This window comes from Corynebacterium sp. SA-MJD20WY100 (genome assembly GCF_039822565.1).
GTDB lineage: Bacteria > Actinomycetota > Actinomycetes > Mycobacteriales > Mycobacteriaceae > Corynebacterium > Corynebacterium phoceense_A.
The window spans coordinates 19,581-34,098 of sequence record NZ_JBCJKS010000011.1; the positions used below are offsets into that span (position 1 = coordinate 19,581).

At 64.4% G+C, this 14,518-nt stretch carries 16 protein-coding genes; 9 read left to right on the plus strand and 7 right to left on the minus strand.

Annotated elements, in window-relative coordinates; translation table 11 throughout:
* Positions 1-9: 9 nt before the first annotated feature.
* Both dapF and miaA read right to left on the minus strand, forming a co-directional pair.
* Positions 10-858 carry a diaminopimelate epimerase gene (gene dapF / locus ABJ196_RS07310; protein ID WP_347305855.1) on the minus strand — a complete coding sequence of 283 codons (849 nt, stop codon included), beginning with the start codon at positions 856-858 and terminating at the stop codon, positions 10-12.
* A 9-nt stretch (positions 859-867) separates the two neighbouring features.
* The gene (gene miaA, locus ABJ196_RS07315; RefSeq protein ID WP_347305856.1) at positions 868-1,779 is read right to left on the minus strand and encodes a tRNA (adenosine(37)-N6)-dimethylallyltransferase MiaA; all 912 of its coding nucleotides are present in this window, start codon (positions 1,777-1,779) and stop codon (positions 868-870) included.
* A gap of 136 nt (positions 1,780-1,915) precedes the next feature.
* Between miaA and ABJ196_RS07320 the strand changes: the two genes are divergently transcribed.
* Positions 1,916-3,247, plus strand: coding sequence for a DUF349 domain-containing protein (locus tag ABJ196_RS07320; RefSeq protein WP_347305857.1), 1,332 nt, complete (start codon positions 1,916-1,918; stop codon positions 3,245-3,247).
* On the plus strand, positions 3,248-4,357 hold the full coding sequence (locus ABJ196_RS07325; protein WP_347305858.1) for a GNAT family acetyltransferase: 1,110 nt from the start codon (positions 3,248-3,250) through the stop codon (positions 4,355-4,357).
* A 6-nt stretch (positions 4,358-4,363) separates the two neighbouring features.
* Here the strand turns inward: ABJ196_RS07325 and ABJ196_RS07330 are convergent, their stop codons facing one another.
* Entirely contained in the window at positions 4,364-4,957 is a 594-nt protein-coding gene (locus tag ABJ196_RS07330; protein ID WP_347305859.1) for a hypothetical protein, read from the minus strand.
* A gap of 21 nt (positions 4,958-4,978) precedes the next feature.
* On the minus strand, positions 4,979-6,601 hold the full coding sequence (miaB, locus tag ABJ196_RS07335) for a tRNA (N6-isopentenyl adenosine(37)-C2)-methylthiotransferase MiaB (protein WP_347305913.1): 1,623 nt from the start codon (positions 6,599-6,601) through the stop codon (positions 4,979-4,981).
* A 266-nt stretch (positions 6,602-6,867) separates the two neighbouring features.
* Here miaB and gluA point away from each other — a divergent pair, with 266 nt between their 5' ends.
* The 4 genes from gluA to ABJ196_RS07355 all read left to right on the plus strand — a co-directional run bounded on the left by gluA (position 6,868) and on the right by ABJ196_RS07355 (position 10,200).
* Positions 6,868-7,596, plus strand: a complete 729-nt coding sequence (gene gluA / locus ABJ196_RS07340) for a glutamate ABC transporter ATP-binding protein GluA (RefSeq protein ID WP_049145056.1) — start codon at positions 6,868-6,870, stop codon at positions 7,594-7,596.
* A 28-nt stretch (positions 7,597-7,624) separates the two neighbouring features.
* Complete coding sequence (locus ABJ196_RS07345; RefSeq protein ID WP_066486575.1) at positions 7,625-8,512, plus strand: glutamate ABC transporter substrate-binding protein; 888 nt, start codon at positions 7,625-7,627, stop codon at positions 8,510-8,512.
* A gap of 63 nt (positions 8,513-8,575) precedes the next feature.
* Positions 8,576-9,262, plus strand: coding sequence for a glutamate ABC transporter permease GluC (gluC, locus tag ABJ196_RS07350; RefSeq protein WP_049063442.1), 687 nt, complete (start codon positions 8,576-8,578; stop codon positions 9,260-9,262).
* Positions 9,262-10,200 (plus strand): amino acid ABC transporter permease, encoded by a 939-nt coding sequence (locus ABJ196_RS07355; RefSeq protein ID WP_347305860.1) that lies wholly within the window; start codon positions 9,262-9,264, stop codon positions 10,198-10,200. Before gluC ends, ABJ196_RS07355 begins: the two co-directional genes overlap by 1 nt.
* Before the next feature lie 45 nt (positions 10,201-10,245).
* On the opposite strand, the gene recX is transcribed toward ABJ196_RS07355, so the two are convergent.
* From recX to ABJ196_RS07370, 3 genes are all read right to left on the minus strand, one after another.
* Positions 10,246-10,845, minus strand: a complete 600-nt coding sequence (gene recX, locus ABJ196_RS07360) for a recombination regulator RecX (RefSeq protein WP_347305861.1) — start codon at positions 10,843-10,845, stop codon at positions 10,246-10,248.
* 3 nt (positions 10,846-10,848) lie between these two features.
* Complete coding sequence (gene recA, locus ABJ196_RS07365) at positions 10,849-11,982, minus strand: recombinase RecA (protein WP_347305862.1); 1,134 nt, start codon at positions 11,980-11,982, stop codon at positions 10,849-10,851.
* Positions 11,983-12,219: 237 nt separating this feature from the next.
* Positions 12,220-12,435: a DUF3046 domain-containing protein gene (locus ABJ196_RS07370; RefSeq protein ID WP_257034814.1), complete on the minus strand. Its 216-nt coding sequence runs from the start codon at positions 12,433-12,435 to the stop codon at positions 12,220-12,222.
* 123 nt (positions 12,436-12,558) lie between these two features.
* Between ABJ196_RS07370 and ABJ196_RS07375 the strand changes: the two genes are divergently transcribed.
* From ABJ196_RS07375 to ABJ196_RS07385, 3 genes are read left to right on the plus strand one after another with little or no spacing between them, the layout of a single operon-like run.
* Entirely contained in the window at positions 12,559-13,146 is a 588-nt protein-coding gene (locus tag ABJ196_RS07375) for a biotin transporter BioY (RefSeq protein ID WP_347305863.1), read from the plus strand.
* The gene (locus ABJ196_RS07380; RefSeq protein ID WP_347305864.1) at positions 13,139-13,831 is read left to right on the plus strand and encodes an ABC transporter ATP-binding protein; all 693 of its coding nucleotides are present in this window, start codon (positions 13,139-13,141) and stop codon (positions 13,829-13,831) included. The genes ABJ196_RS07375 and ABJ196_RS07380 overlap by 8 nt, the downstream gene beginning before the upstream one ends.
* 3 nt (positions 13,832-13,834) lie before the next feature.
* Positions 13,835-14,455, plus strand: coding sequence for an energy-coupling factor transporter transmembrane protein EcfT (locus tag ABJ196_RS07385; protein ID WP_347305865.1), 621 nt, complete (start codon positions 13,835-13,837; stop codon positions 14,453-14,455).
* The last annotated feature ends 63 nt before the right edge of the window (positions 14,456-14,518 follow it).

The following is a 14,518-nucleotide window of genomic DNA, read 5'->3' on the forward strand; positions in this document are numbered from 1 at the left end:
CTGGCGGTTTTAGAGAACCGTCGTGCCCTCCGCAACGAGGCGTGACGGGCCGGTAAGACGCGAGCCGCCGTCAAAGATGTCCACCACGACCTGTCCGCCTGGAACGTTGACGGCGACGGTGCCGGTGGGTTGGGCGGCATCGGCAAGCGCGGCGCGGGCCGCGGCGACGGTGCCCGTACCGCAAGAGCGAGTCTCGCCGACGCCGCGCTCGAAGACGCGCATGTGGACGGCGCCGTCGACGAGCGGGGTGACGACCTCGACGTTGACGCCTGCGGGGAAGAACTCGTGGTCGAAGACGGGCTGCTCGAAGTCCATGGCGGCGAGTTCCTCAGGCGTGAGCGACGGGATGACGGCGGCGAGGTGCGGGTTACCCATGTCGACGCCCAGGCCGGCGAAGCTCGTGCCCGCCATCGACGCGGTGGACACGCCGGTGACAACAGCGTCACCCATCTCGATGGAAACGACCGCGTCGTAGTCATCGAAGGAATGGACCTTCACCTGTTTCGCGCCCGCGCGGGTGCCGATGGTGAACTCATCTGCGTCGACGAGGCCGTGGGCGCACAGGTAATGCGCAAAGACGCGGCTGCCGTTGCCGCACATCTCGGCCACGGAGCCGTCCGCATTGCGGTAGTCCATGAACCAGTCCGCGCGGTCGCAGTCGATCGACTCGACCTCGCCGGCGTCGAGGAGCGCGCCCGCGCGGACGACACGCAGAAGGCCGTCGCCGCCAATACCGGCGCGGCGATCGCAGAGTACGGCGACGCGCTCGGGTGCGATGGGCGTCGTGGCGTCCAGATCGGAGATGATGACGAAGTCGTTTTCGGTGCCGTGGCCCTTGGTGAAGTGAGTCGTGGTCATACGGCGATACTACGCCAGCGCGGCGCGCGCTTGGGCCGCGGTGTCCCCTGCCGCGTCAAGCCACGTTATGCGCGGGTCGCGGTTAAACCAGGAGCGCTGGCGGCGCACGTAGCGGCGGGTGCCGGTGATCGTGCGTTCGACGGCCTCGTCCCAGGTGAGTTCACCACGCTGGGCCTGGAAGACCTGGGCGTAGCCGATGGCACGTCCGGCCGTTGAATCAGCGACGAGGCCCTGTTTCTGAAGCGCCTCCACTTCCTCGACGAGGCCGCGCTCGAACATCTGGCGCGTGCGCAACTCGATGCGCGGGTTGAGCCACTCGGGCGTGGTGCGCAGGCCGAGCATGCGCGTGCCCCAGCGCGGCGGCGCATCCTTGGGCGGCTGCGACGCCTTAAACGGCTTGCCGGTGAGTTCGATGACCTCGAGGGCGCGAACAGTGCGCCGTGGGTCCTTGTCCTCGATAATCGAGGCGGCGACGGGGTCGATGTCTGCAAGTTCGCGGTGCAGCGCGTCGATGCCAATGTCCAGACGGCGCGCCTCGTACTTCGCGCGCACAGATGGGTCCGTGGGTGGGAATTGCCAGTCATCCACCAGCGCCTGCACGTAGAGCATGGAGCCACCCACGAGGATGGGCGTCTTGCCACGGGCCATTATGTCCTCAACGTCGGCGACGGCGTCGCCTTGGTAGCGCGCCACGGAAGCAGGCTCGGTGACGTCCCAGACGTCGAGCTGGTGGTGCGGGATTCCCTCGCGTTCCTCACGCGTGAGCTTCGCCGTTCCGATGTCCATCCCACGGTAGAGCTGCATGGAGTCGACGTTGACGACCTCGCCGTCGAGCTCGTGGGCGAGGACGAGGCCGAGGGCAGACTTGCCGGAGGCGGTGGGACCGACGACGGCGATGGGGCGCAGATTATTTTCAGGCATGACTCGACCCATCTTAGGGAAATTCGCCCCCACAACCTAAGGCAAAGTGGCACGGAAACTATTAAAGTGAGAAAAGACGTTTTATTGGCAGCCCCCGCGCGGGGCACGCAAGCAGAAGAAAGCACGGTGTGCGCACATGACTCCCATCCCTACCCCAGGCAATATGCCCAAGCCCGGCCCGCGCCCGGGAGCCAAACCCGGTGCGCACCGCCCTGCCGCACAGCCCGTGCCAGTGGCCACGCCGGTCGTCTCTGACCCGTCCAAGTTCGGCCGCGTGGCCGACGATGGCACCGTGTACCTGAAGACCGCTGGCGGCGAGCGCGAGGTTGGCCAGTGGCAGGCCGGAACCCCGGCTGAGGGTCTGGCGCACTACGGTAAGCGCTTCGACGACCTTGCCACCGAGGTCGAGCTGCTCGAGGCCCGTCTCAAGGCCAATCCGGGCGAGGCTGAGTCCATTAAAAAGACCGCCGCCGAGCTGCGCGAGTCCCTGCCCACCGCCGCCGTCATTGGCGATATCGAGGCGCTGGACAAGCGCCTGGACGCAGTCCTCGAGCACTCGGATGAGGCCGGCCAGCAGGCGCAGGCCGACAAGGCCCGCCGCCGCGAGGAGGCCATCGCTGCCAAGGAGAAGCTTGCGGCAGAAGCCGAGGACCTCGCTGCGAACTCCACCGAGTGGAAGGCGGCGGGCGACCGCATCCGCGCCATCCTCGAGGAGTGGAAGCAGATCCGCGGAATCGACCGCAAGACAGACGACCAGCTGTGGAAGCGCTACTCCCGCGCCCGCGACTCCTTCAACCGCCGCCGCGGCTCCCACTTCGCGGAGCTCGACCGTAGCCGCGCCGCCGCGAAAGCGAAGAAGGAAGAGCTCGTCGCCCGCGCCGAGGCGCTCATGGATTCCACGGAGTGGGGCGAGACCGCCCGCAAGTTCCGCGACCTCATGAGCGAGTGGAAGGCTGCCGGCCGCGCCCCGCGCGACATCGATGACAAACTGTGGGCCGCGTTCCGTGCCGCGCAGGACAAGTTCTTCGACGCCCGCAACGCCCTCAACGACGAGCGCGACAAGGAATTCGCGGCGAACGCCGAAGCCAAGGACGCGCTGCTTGCCGAGTACGACTCCCAAATCGATCCGGAAAAGTCCATCGAGACGGCGAAGAATAAGCTGCGCGAGCTCCAGGAGAAGTGGGAGGACATCGGCTTCGTCCCCCGCGCTCGTATCCGCGAGTACGAGGGCAAGATCGAGGCGCTCGAGAAGCGCGTCGCTGACGCCGAGTCCGCCGAGTGGCGCCGCACGGACCCCGAGGTCCAGGCCCGTGTCGCCCAATTCCAGGCCAAGGTCGACGACTTCACTGCGCAAGCCGAGGCCGCTGAGGCCAAGGGCAAGACGAAGAAGGCCGAGGAGCTGCGCGCCCAGGCCGCGCAGTGGCAGGAGTGGGCGGACACGGCCGCTGCCGCCGCGAACGACCAGTAAATGCGCCTCATTCAGGTCTCCCCGCCCGCCGCCACGCTCGTGGCGGCGGGCGCCTTCGATCCCTCAGACGTCGTGCGCAGCTTCGTCTTCGCCTCGAACCTCGCGGCCCAAGAGGCGACGGGCGACCCTGCCGCGTCCGTCGCACCGGAGCGCGTCCTCAATCGTCTCAAGGGCTCCACCGAGTCCACTACTCTGCTCTTTGCCGCTGTCGAGGGCCCCGCCGTCGGCGAAGTGGGCGAACTCGGCCTGCCCACCACGCCCGCCGCCGTCGAACCCGGCGCCGACTCCCCGCTCTTTGACTACCGTGGCTATATCCTGCTCACGCTCCCCCTGCTTGAGGAAAAGGGCCACGCCGACATCGAGCACATTCTCGACGTGGACCTGCTGCCGCTGCCGGGCGAGCCACTCGATCCCGAGGGTGAAGAAGTCGCGCGCTGGCTCGCCGCGCAGTCCCTCACGCTCATGGAAAAACTCGGTCGCGATGTCGCGCAGGTGGGCCTCACAGTCGAGCCCGAAGACCCGTTCCTCCCCGCGTTCCGGGAGCTAGGCTTCGAGCGCAAGCACCGTGAGGAACAGATTGTCTGCCCCGTCCCCGAGGACCCAGCGGTGCCGCTGCTTCCCCACGGACTCGTCGTGCGCGTGTGGGAGGACTACGACATCCCGGACGCGGAGCTGCCAGACGTCCTGGAGCTGCTCACCGTTGCCGGCGCCGATACGTGCAACGGGGCGCTCACCGTCGAACCCGTCGTGTGGACCGCCGAGCGCCTCCGCGACGCCGCGGCCCGGCTGCGCGACCGCAAGGCGCACACGCTGCTCGTGGGCCTGGAAAGCGAGGGTCGCGTCGTGGCCATGAGCGAGCTTGCACACCAGGAGCACGGCGACCCGGAAGTCGCCGAGTGGACGCTCACCGTCACCGCACGCGACCGCCGCGGCGAGGGGCTCGCGCGTTTGGCCCAACTCGTCGCGCTGCGCGAGGTGCGCCGCGTGTGGCCCGAGGTCACCCGTGCCTACGGCTCCTTCGCGCCTGCCGATGCCCCCTCGGCCCAGCTAGCACGCAGCCTCGGCGCGCAGAGGATCTCTGCGGCCGAGGCCTGGGAGCTCAAGCTCTAGTTCTCGCTAGTTTTCGCGCTGGCGGCGGTGGCGCTGGGCGGCCTGCGCACGACGGTCGTCGATGAGGACCGGATTATTGTCTGCGGCGTCCTCCGGCGTGTGCGTCTGAACGGCGACGACGGCGTTCGGGCGGGCGGTGAGCTCGCGCACGCGCTCCTCGGCAGCGCGCTGCTCCGGGGACTTGCGCATGATAATCCGCGCAAACGCGACGACGGCAACGATATCGCCGAGGAGCAACAGGTAGAAGCCCAGGCCCGTCGAATTCGCGGCCCAGAAAGCCCACAGCGCGACGAAAAGGCCGAGGCCCACGAGCATCCACGCAATTTGGGCAATCACCGTGCGACGTACCACGAGCGTAATAAGCGTGAGAATCATTCCGCTGGCCGAGGCGAGGGCGAAGACCTGCTCCATGATGGAGACGTCACCCAGCCCCAGGAGCGTTTCCGCGCCGCTGAAGCCATTCGTGTTGACGAAGAGCAGGCTCACAACGTAGAGCAGCACCGCAACGCCCAGCGGGATCGTCGCACCACCGAGCTCCAGCGTCTTCGCCGCGCGCTTCTCCGCGGCGAGCGCCTCCTGCAATTCTTTCGTATCACTCATGGAGCTCCACCTTACCCTGGCTTAGCAGCCACACGAGTTTTCGCCGGGCGCGCCAGCGACCGGCGCGGATGCCGGCTTGCCGATGGAGGGCAGGCCTAGACCCACGCCAATCGGCGCGGTGGTCGGGGTCTCGCCCGCGGCCGACATGTCGCCCGCCTTGGTGCGGCGGTGCGCGGTGACGCCGGCGTCAGCAATGAGGAAGAAGGATCCTGCGTCCGTGACCGTCGTGTGGACGACGTCGCCGGGTCGTATATCTCCGGCAGCTATGCTGCCGCCGGCGGCATCGGAAGGCGTGAAGTGCACGAGGCGGCCGTCGCGGGCGCGGCCGGTAAGACGGTGGGTCTCCTCGTTCTTGCGGCCGCCGGTGGCCTGGACGAGCAGCTCGACGTCGGTGCCCACGAGCTTGGCGTTCTCCTCCGCGGCGATACGATCCTGGAGCGCGACGAGACGCTCGAAGCGGTCCTGGACGACCTCCTTGGGGAGCTGATCCTCGCGGGCGCCAGCCGGGGTGCCCGGGCGCGGCGAGTACTGGAACGTGTAGGCGGAAGCGAAGCGGGCGCGCTCAACGACGTCCATGGTGGCTTGGAAGTCTTCCTCGGTTTCGCCCGGGAAGCCCACAATGATATCCGTGGTAATCGCCGCATGCGGAATCTTCTCGCGGACCTCATCGAGGATGCCCAGGAACTTCTTAGAGCGGTAGCTGCGACGCATCTCCTTGAGGACGCGGTCCGAGCCGGACTGCAGCGGCATGTGCAGCTGCGGGCAGATGACGGGGTTTTCCGCCATGGCATCGATGACGTCCGAGGTGAACTCGGCCGGGTGCGGCGAGGTAAAGCGCAGGCGCTCGAGCCCGTCGATCTTCGCGACCTCGCGCAGCAGCTTGGAGAACGCGAACTTATCGCGCGGCAAATTCGGGTCGGCGAAGTTCACGCCGTAGGCGTTGACGTTCTGTCCCAGCAGCGTAATTTCGGACACGCCCTGGTCCACGAGAGCTTGGACCTCCGCCAGGATGTCGCCTGGACGACGGTCTTCTTCTTTGCCGCGCAGCGACGGCACGATGCAGAACGTGCACGTGTTGTTGCAGCCCACGGACACGGACACCCAGCCGGCGTACGCGGACTCGCGCTTGGCGGGCAGGACGGACGGGAACTCCTCGAGGGAGTCGACGATCTCGATCTGCGCTTCGTCATTGTGACGGGCGCGCTCGAGCAGCGTGGGCAGCGCCGCCATGTTGTGGGTGCCAAAGACGGCATCAACCCACGGCGCGTTGCCCAGCACGGTGTCCTTATCCTTCTGCGCGAGGCAACCTCCCACGGCAATCTGCATACCGGGGTGGTTTTCCTTCGTCTTCTTCAGGTTGCCCAGCGTGCCGTAGAGGCGCTTATCGGCGTTCTCACGCACGGCGCACGTGTTGAACACGACGAGGTCAGGCTCCTGTTCCTCCGCGGCGGCAACATAGCCAGCCTCTTCGAGCAGGCCCGAGATGCGCTCAGAGTCGTGGACGTTCATCTGGCAGCCGAAGGTTCGCACTTCATAGGTACGCGCGGAGCCATCTGGGTTGGTGCCGGCGCTCTGTGCGATCTGGCCGAGGGCGGCCTCCGGATCAACTCCAGTGACGGCGTTCTTGGGGTTTCTAGTGTTCATGGGGGCGCTCACGTCGGTTCATTCTAACGACGCACGGGGGTAACTCATAACCGCGCTCTCCCACGCTTTACCAACTTCGCCACATGAATATTTTCCGTCATTAACCACGACTTTCTATAGGGTAACAGATATACTCATATTCACACGTCCGTGAAGCGTTATAAAAACGTGACCTTATTGTTCCACTTTGTGGGGTACCGCACTTTATTATCCCAACATGACCCGTTCGACATACGGAAGGAAGTAGTGATGTGAGCGACTCCCCAATGATTCGCATCAGCGACGTACAAAAGTACTTCGACGACTATCACGCATTGCGCGACATTAATCTCGAGATCCAGCGCGGCGAAGTCGTTGTCGTGCTCGGCCCCTCGGGATCCGGTAAGTCCACGCTGTGCCGCACCATCAACCGCCTCGAGACCATCGAGTCCGGATCCATCGCCATCGACGGCACCCCACTGCCGGAGGAAGGCAAGGCCCTGGCCACGTTGCGCGCCGACGTGGGCATGGTCTTCCAGCAGTTCAACCTCTTCCCGCACTTGACGATCAAGGACAACGTGACGCTGGGCCCCATCAAGGTGCGCAAGATGTCCAAGTCCGCCGCGAACGACCTGGCGCTCCAGCTCCTCGACCGCGTGGGGATTGCCAACCAGGCAGACAAATACCCGGCGCAGCTCTCCGGTGGACAGCAACAGCGCGTCGCCATCGCCCGCGCGCTCGCGATGAAGCCGAAGGTCATGCTCTTCGACGAACCAACCTCCGCGCTGGACCCGGAGATGGTCAACGAGGTCTTGGACGTCATGACGGACCTCGCCAAGGAGGGCATGACCATGGTCGTCGTCACGCACGAGATGGGATTCGCCCGCAAGGCCGCGGACCGCATCTTGTTCATGGCCGACGGCGAGATCGTCGAAGATACCGACCCCGACTCTTTCTTCACCAACCCGCAATCGGGTCGCGCCCGGGACTTCCTGGGCAAGATCCTCCACCACTAATCCCATCCTCATATCAAGGAGAAACACCATGTCTCGTTCCCACATCACCCGCGTTATCGCCGCCACCTCCGCCGTCCTTGCCTCTGGCGCCCTGCTCGCTGCCTGCGGCGGCTCCTCCGACTCCGCCTCCGGCGAAGGCGAGGGCCTACTCGCCCACATCGAGTCTGGCAACGTCACCCTCGGCACCAAGTTCGACCAGCCGGGTCTCGGCCTGCGCGAGGGCGACGGGTCCATGTCCGGCCTGGACGTCGACGTCGCCACCTACGTCGTCAACCAGATCGCGAAGGACAAGGGCTGGGCTGAGCCAAAAATCGAGTGGAAGGAAACCCCTTCCGCGCAGCGCGAGACCCTCATCGAGAACGGCCAGGTCGACATGATCGCCGCGACCTACTCCATCAACGCCTCCCGCGCAGAGAAGGTCAACTTCGGTGGCCCGTACCTCGTCACCCACCAGGCGCTCCTCGTCTCCGAGGACAACGCGGAGATCAAGGGCCTCGATGGCCTCGACGGCAAGATCCTCTGCTCCGTCACCGGCTCCACCCCGGCTCAGAAGGTCAAGGAGGCTCTGCCGTCCGTGCAGCTCCAAGAGTTCGACACCTACTCCTCCTGTGTTGAGGCACTCTCCCAGGGCACCATCGACGCAATGACCACGGACGCGACCATCCTCAACGGCTACGCCGCCCAGAACGAGGGCAAGTTCAAGGTTGTCGAGCTCGAGAAGGACGGCAAGCCGTTCACCGACGAGTACTACGGCATCGGCCTCGCCAAGGACGACCAGGAGGCCACGGACGCCATCAATGCGGCGCTTGAGGAAATGCACTCCTCCGGCGAGTTCGACAAGCTCGTCTCCGCCAACCTTGGCGAGGGCGACGCCATCGAGCCGGGTACCCCGGGCGACCTGTCCTTCGTGGAATAACGCCCCCTTAGGCCGGGCTTGACAAGCCCGGCCCCTCCCATCCCCAATGAACGAGGAGAAAACATGAGCTCCATGTGGAGCCAGCTGGGTCCAGAACTCTGGCCCGCGTTTTGGCTCACTATCAAACTCACGCTGTGGTCGGCGTTGGGTTCCATGATCCTTGGCACCATCCTGACCGCGATGCGCGTCTCCCCCGTCGGCATTCTGCGCTTCCTGGCTACGACGTACATCACGATCGTGCGCAATACGCCGCTCACTCTGGTCGTGCTGTTCTGTTCCTTCGGTCTGTACCAGACCCTCGGTGTCACGCTCGCCAGCCGCGAGTCGGCGACATTCCTCATCGACAACAACGTGCGCCTGGCCATCGTGGGCTTTATCCTCTACACCTCCGCATTCGTCGCCGAGTCCTTGCGCTCCGGTATCAACACCGTGGACTTCGGCCAGGCGGAGGCCGCCCGCTCGCTCGGGCTGTCCTTTACCCAGACGTTTAGCACCATCGTCTTCCCGCAGGCAGTCCGCGCTGCCATCGTCCCGCTGGGCAATACGCTCATCGCGTTGACGAAGAACACGACCATCGCTTCCGTCATCGGCGTCGCCGAGGCCTCGCTGCTCATGAAGTCGACCATCGAGTTCCACGCCAGCCAGCTCTTTGTCATCTTCCTCATCTTCGCAGCAGGCTTCATCATCCTTACGCTGCCCATGGGCCTTGGCCTGGGCAAGCTCTCTGAGAAATTGGCGGTGAAGAAATAATGTCCGTACGCGCCACAGTGCTCTACGATGCCCCCGGCCCCAAGGGCCGGCGCAACAACGCCATCTATACAGTCATCACCGTCATCGTCGCCACCGCGGCCCTCGCGTGGGTGTTCATGAAGTTGAACGAGCGCAACCAACTCAGCCCTGAGCTGTGGACGCCGTTCCTCAACTCGCAAACATGGACGACGTATCTGCTCCCGGGTCTCAAGGGCACGATCTTCTCCGCCGTCGCCTCCATTCTGTTGGCCATCGTCTTTGGCGTGGTCTTCGGCCTGGGACGCCTGAGCGAGCACCGCCCTATCCGCTGGGTGTGCGGCGTGGTCGTGGAGTTCTTCCGCGCCATCCCCGTGCTGCTGCTCATGATTTTCGCCTACCAGCTCTTCGCGGTCTACGACCTCGTGCCGTCCAAACATCTCGCCTTCGGCGCCGTTGTCTTCGCGCTCACGCTCTACAATGGCTCCGTCGTCGCCGAGATTCTGCGCTCCGGCATCCGCTCGCTGCCCAAGGGCCAAACCGAGGCAGCTAAGGCGCTGGGACTGAGCCACCAGCAGACCATGTTCAAGGTGTTGCTCCCCCAGGCCGTCGCGGCGATGCTCCCTGCGCTCATCTCGCAGATGGTCATCGCCCTCAAGGACTCCGCGCTCGGCTACCAGATCGGCTATGTCGAAGTTGTCCGCTCCGGTATCCAATCCGCGTCCTTCAACAAGAACTACCTGGCTTCGCTCATCGTCGTCGCCATCATCATGATCCTCATCAACTGGGGACTTACAGTGCTGGCCCAACGCATCGAGCGCCAGCTGCGCGCCGGCCGTGCCCGCAAGAACATCGTGGCCGCCGTGCCGCACCATCGCGCGCAGGGCCTCGACACCAAGGACGAGGTCAACGCCGATTGGCACGCACCCGGTTACAAGGAAATCCGCAACCCCGCGGAATAACCACCCCGCATGGGCACGCCGACCCCCCAGCAGCCAGCTGGGGGTTTACTCGTTTTCCAGCTCCGCGCAGCGCGCCTCGAGAGCCGCCTTCGCCACGCGCAATGACGCGCCCTCGTTGAAGCCGCGGCAGGCAAGCACGCCCACGATGCGCCGCAGCGCCTTGTCACGCTCCGCACGGTCTTCCGGAATCGTCTTCACCGAGCGAGCCTTCTTAGCAGCGAGAGCTTCCATGATGGACTGCTCGGACTCCTGCGTCACCTGCTCGAGCGCCTCCGCGCGGTCTGCTTGCGCTACCCCCTTGCGCTGCAGCTCGCGGTCGAGCACCCGTGCCGACTTGCCACGGCGTGCATGGCGTTGGCGCACCCATTCGCGCGCGAATGCCGCGTCATCGAGCAGGCCCACGTTCGCAAGGTCGTCGAGGACTGACTCGACGACCTCCGGGTCAAACTCGGCCTGCACCAGGCGGTCATGCAGCTCCGACCGCGAACGCGCACGCTGATCGAGCAGCAGCAGCGCGCGCGAGCGCACCTTGGCTTTGGCTTCTTCTTCCTGGACATCAAAAAGCCCGCCCCCGGCGGCACCAGATTCGTAGGCTTCTAGTGCTTGGCGTAGCTTTTCGAGCTTCTCGGGAGCGGGTTGTGACACGGCTTACTCGTCGTCGAAGTCGACGGTCGGCACCAAGTCCACAGCCTCGTCCGAGAGACCGTCATCCGCACCCGGGACATCCATGTGGACCTCTTCATCCGTGGCGGCCGCGGTACCGATACCCAGCTTGGTGAAGATCTTCTTCTCGATCTCATCCGCCAGGTCCGGGTTGTCCTTGAGGAACAGGCGCGCCTTTTCCTTGCCCTGGCCCAGCTGGTCGCCCTCGTAGGTAAACCAGGATCCCGACTTCTTAATGAAGCCATGCTCGACACCCATGTCGATGATCGAGGACTCACGGGAGATGCCCTCGCCATAGATGATGTCGAACTCCGCAATCTTGAACGGCGGCGAGACCTTGTTCTTCACGATCTTGATCTTGGTGCGGTTACCGATGGCGTCCTGGCCGTCCTTGAGCGTCTGAATGCGGCGAATATCGCACCGCACGGACGCGTAGAACTTGAGCGCCTTACCACCGGTGGTGGTTTCCGGCGAGCCGAACATGACGCCGATCTTCTCACGCAACTGGTTAATGAAGATGGCGGTCGTACCCGAGTTGTAGAGCGCACCGGTCATCTTGCGCAGTGCCTGCGACATGAGGCGGGCCTGCAAGCCGACGTGGCTGTCACCCATCTCGCCTTCAATTTCCGCCTTCGGCGTCAGTGCGGCGACAGAGTCGATGACGATGATGTCAATGGCGCCGGAGCGCACGAGCATGTCCGCGATCTCCAGAGCCTGTTCACCGGTATCCGGCTGGGACACGAGCAGGTTATCCGTATCCACGCCCAGGAGGCGTGCGTATTCCGGATCCAGCGCGTGCTCGGCGTCGATGAACGCGGCGATGCCGCCGTCCTTCTGCGCCGAGGCGATCGCGTGGAGGGCCACGGTGGTCTTACCGGAAGACTCAGGGCCGTAAATCTCGACGATGCGGCCGCGCGGGAAGCCGCCGATGCCCAGCGCCACGTCGATGGCGGTATTGCCGGAGGAAATAGCCTGAATAGGCGGACGATTATCGTCGCCTAGGCGCATGACGGCGCCCTTGCCGAAGTCCTTCTCGATCATCGCCATGGCGGAGTCGAGCGCCTTCTGGCGATCTTCCGCGGCGCTGACCGTGGTGCTCTTCTTGGTCTTTGCAGCCATAATGTGTCGTCCTTTAATAAGTCTAGTGAGCGTCTATGTATCTTACGGGGCGCTAACCCCGCTTACCGAGTTAGACTGCGCGCCCACCCATGTGGGTTCCACGCGCGGTGCAAGTATTTTCTCTCATCCTGCGTCCCGCGGTATGCACAGAACTCTACGTCCCGCCGGAACATGCCCCTAATATTACACGCACGAATGTTCGATGTTCGAGTTTTCGGGGCGTGTTCGAAAATTGCCCTACTTACTGTTATAATCCACACCGAGACGTCGTTCTTCAGGGACTTCAAAATCCTCACACAGCTCGAGCCAGACGTCGCGCGGATCGACGCCACGTTCGATGAGTTCGTCCGCCGTGCCGCCGAGCTTCGCCAACACGTGGGAGTGCGAAATCCACTTTCCCTCGGATTCGCCGAATTCGTCGACGATCAATTGGTGGTATTCGGTCAAACGCATGGCGGCCAGTGTACCGCGCCCCCTGAGCCCGTAATAGGCACTGTCCCCCGTTGTCCTGCATGAACAGTGTTCAAAATACCCCTTTTGCTGGGTTTTCCATCCTCGGTGCTACAGTTTTCCGCCATGAAGAAGAACTCTCTCGCCACGGATCTTGCCTACGTGGCCGTATTTACCGCACTTGTCATCGTTCTCGCCTTCGTCTCCATCCCTATCGGCACGGCTGGCGTTCCGATCGTCCTCCAGAACGCCGCGCTCATCCTCGCCGGCTTGGTGCTTGGCGGCCGTCGCGGCATGTACGTCGGCCTCCTCTTCCTCTTCCTCGGTCTCGCTCTTCCTGTTCTCGCAGGCGGCGGCACCACCCTGCGCGCACTCGCGGGCCCCACGGCCGGCTACATCATCGGCTACGTCATCTCTCCCGCCATCGCTGGCCTCATCGCCTACCGTTCTCCGCGCAACAAGGGCGGCATGACGGTCATGCTCGTCATCGCTGCATTCGTCGGCCTTGCGGTGCAGTACACCTGCGGCGCTCTGGGCCTCATGGTGCGCTCGGGCATGGAGGCATCGGCAGCCTTCGCGGCCCAACTGCCTTTCATCGCGCCGGACTCCGGCAAGCTCGTCGTCGCCATCCTCATCGCGCTCGCCGTCCACGCCGCGTTCCCGGATCTTATGGGCCGCAAGAAGACCGCTCCGAAGAAGGCCGCCGTTGCCTAAGGTCGAATTCCACGGGGTGGGCGTGTCCTATGACGAGACGCTCATCCTCGACGACATCAACCTCACGCTTACCGAACAGCGCATCGGCATCATCGGCGAGAACGGCGGCGGCAAATCCACGCTCACGCGTCTTATCAACGGCCTGGGCGAGCCCACCACGGGCACCGTCACCGTCGACGGTCTCGACGTCGTCGAGCACGGCAAAGAGATCCGCCAGAAGGTCGGCTTCGTCTTCTCCGACGCCGAGAACCAAATCGTCATGCCGCAGGTGCGCGACGACGTCGCCTTCTCCCTGCGCCGCTTCAAGCTCCCCAAGGCCGAGCGCAACCAGCGTGCCGATGCCGCCCTGAACCGCTTCGGCCTCGCCGACCGCGCCGAGCAATCGCCACACACTCTCTCCGGTGGACAAAAGCAGTTGCTCGCGCTGGCCGCCGTGCTCGTCATCGACCCAGTCCTCATCATCGCGGACGAGCCCACGACACTGCTCGATTTGCGCAACCGTGACCGCATCAAACGCGAGTTTGCCAAACTTGAGCAACAGCTCATCGTCGTTACCCACGACCTCGAGCTCCTTTCGGACTTCGACCGCGTCATATGCATCGACGACCACCACGTGGCCGCCGACGGCACGCCCGATGAGGTCATCTCCTTCTACCGTGACCTCATGGCCACCCGCCCCCTCTAAAAAATGAAACGTCGCACGAATATCCCGCTGTCCGTCTACGTCCCAGGCGACACGGTCATCCACCGGATGAAGCCGAGCCGGAAGATCCTCATTCTTATCGTCTTCATCCTGGTGACGAGCATCTTCTGCCGCACGATACCGCTCGCCGCGGCCTCCGTCGTACTCCCGGCGCTCGCCTTTGTCATCGCACAGAGTCCGCCGAAGATTGCGTGGAGCCAGATGTGGCCGCCGCTGTTTATCCTCGTTCCACTCGCCGCTTTCCAGTGGTGGGCGCGCGACTTCGAGTACGCCGTGGTCATGTTCCTCACCATCTTCGCCGCGATGATGGCCGCGTTCCTCCTCACGCTCACCTCCACGGTGGACGCCATCATGGAATCCCTCGAGGACTCCCTGCGCCCACTCGCCCGCTTCGGGTTGCCGGTGGAAACCATCAGCCTCGCCATGTCGCTGACTATCCGGCTCATCCCGCTCATGTTTGAGACAGTCTACGAGGTCCTCGATGCCCGCAAGGCCCGCGGCGCCGGTTTTAGTCCGCTGGCTTTCGGCACGCCGGTCATTATCCGGTCCATCCGCCGTGCCCGCGCGATGGGCGAAGCGCTCCAGGCCCGCGGAGTCGGCGACTAGGACGCCAGCCTGGATTTCAGAACAAGGAAGGACCCAGATCCGCGCGGATCTGGGTCCTTCCTT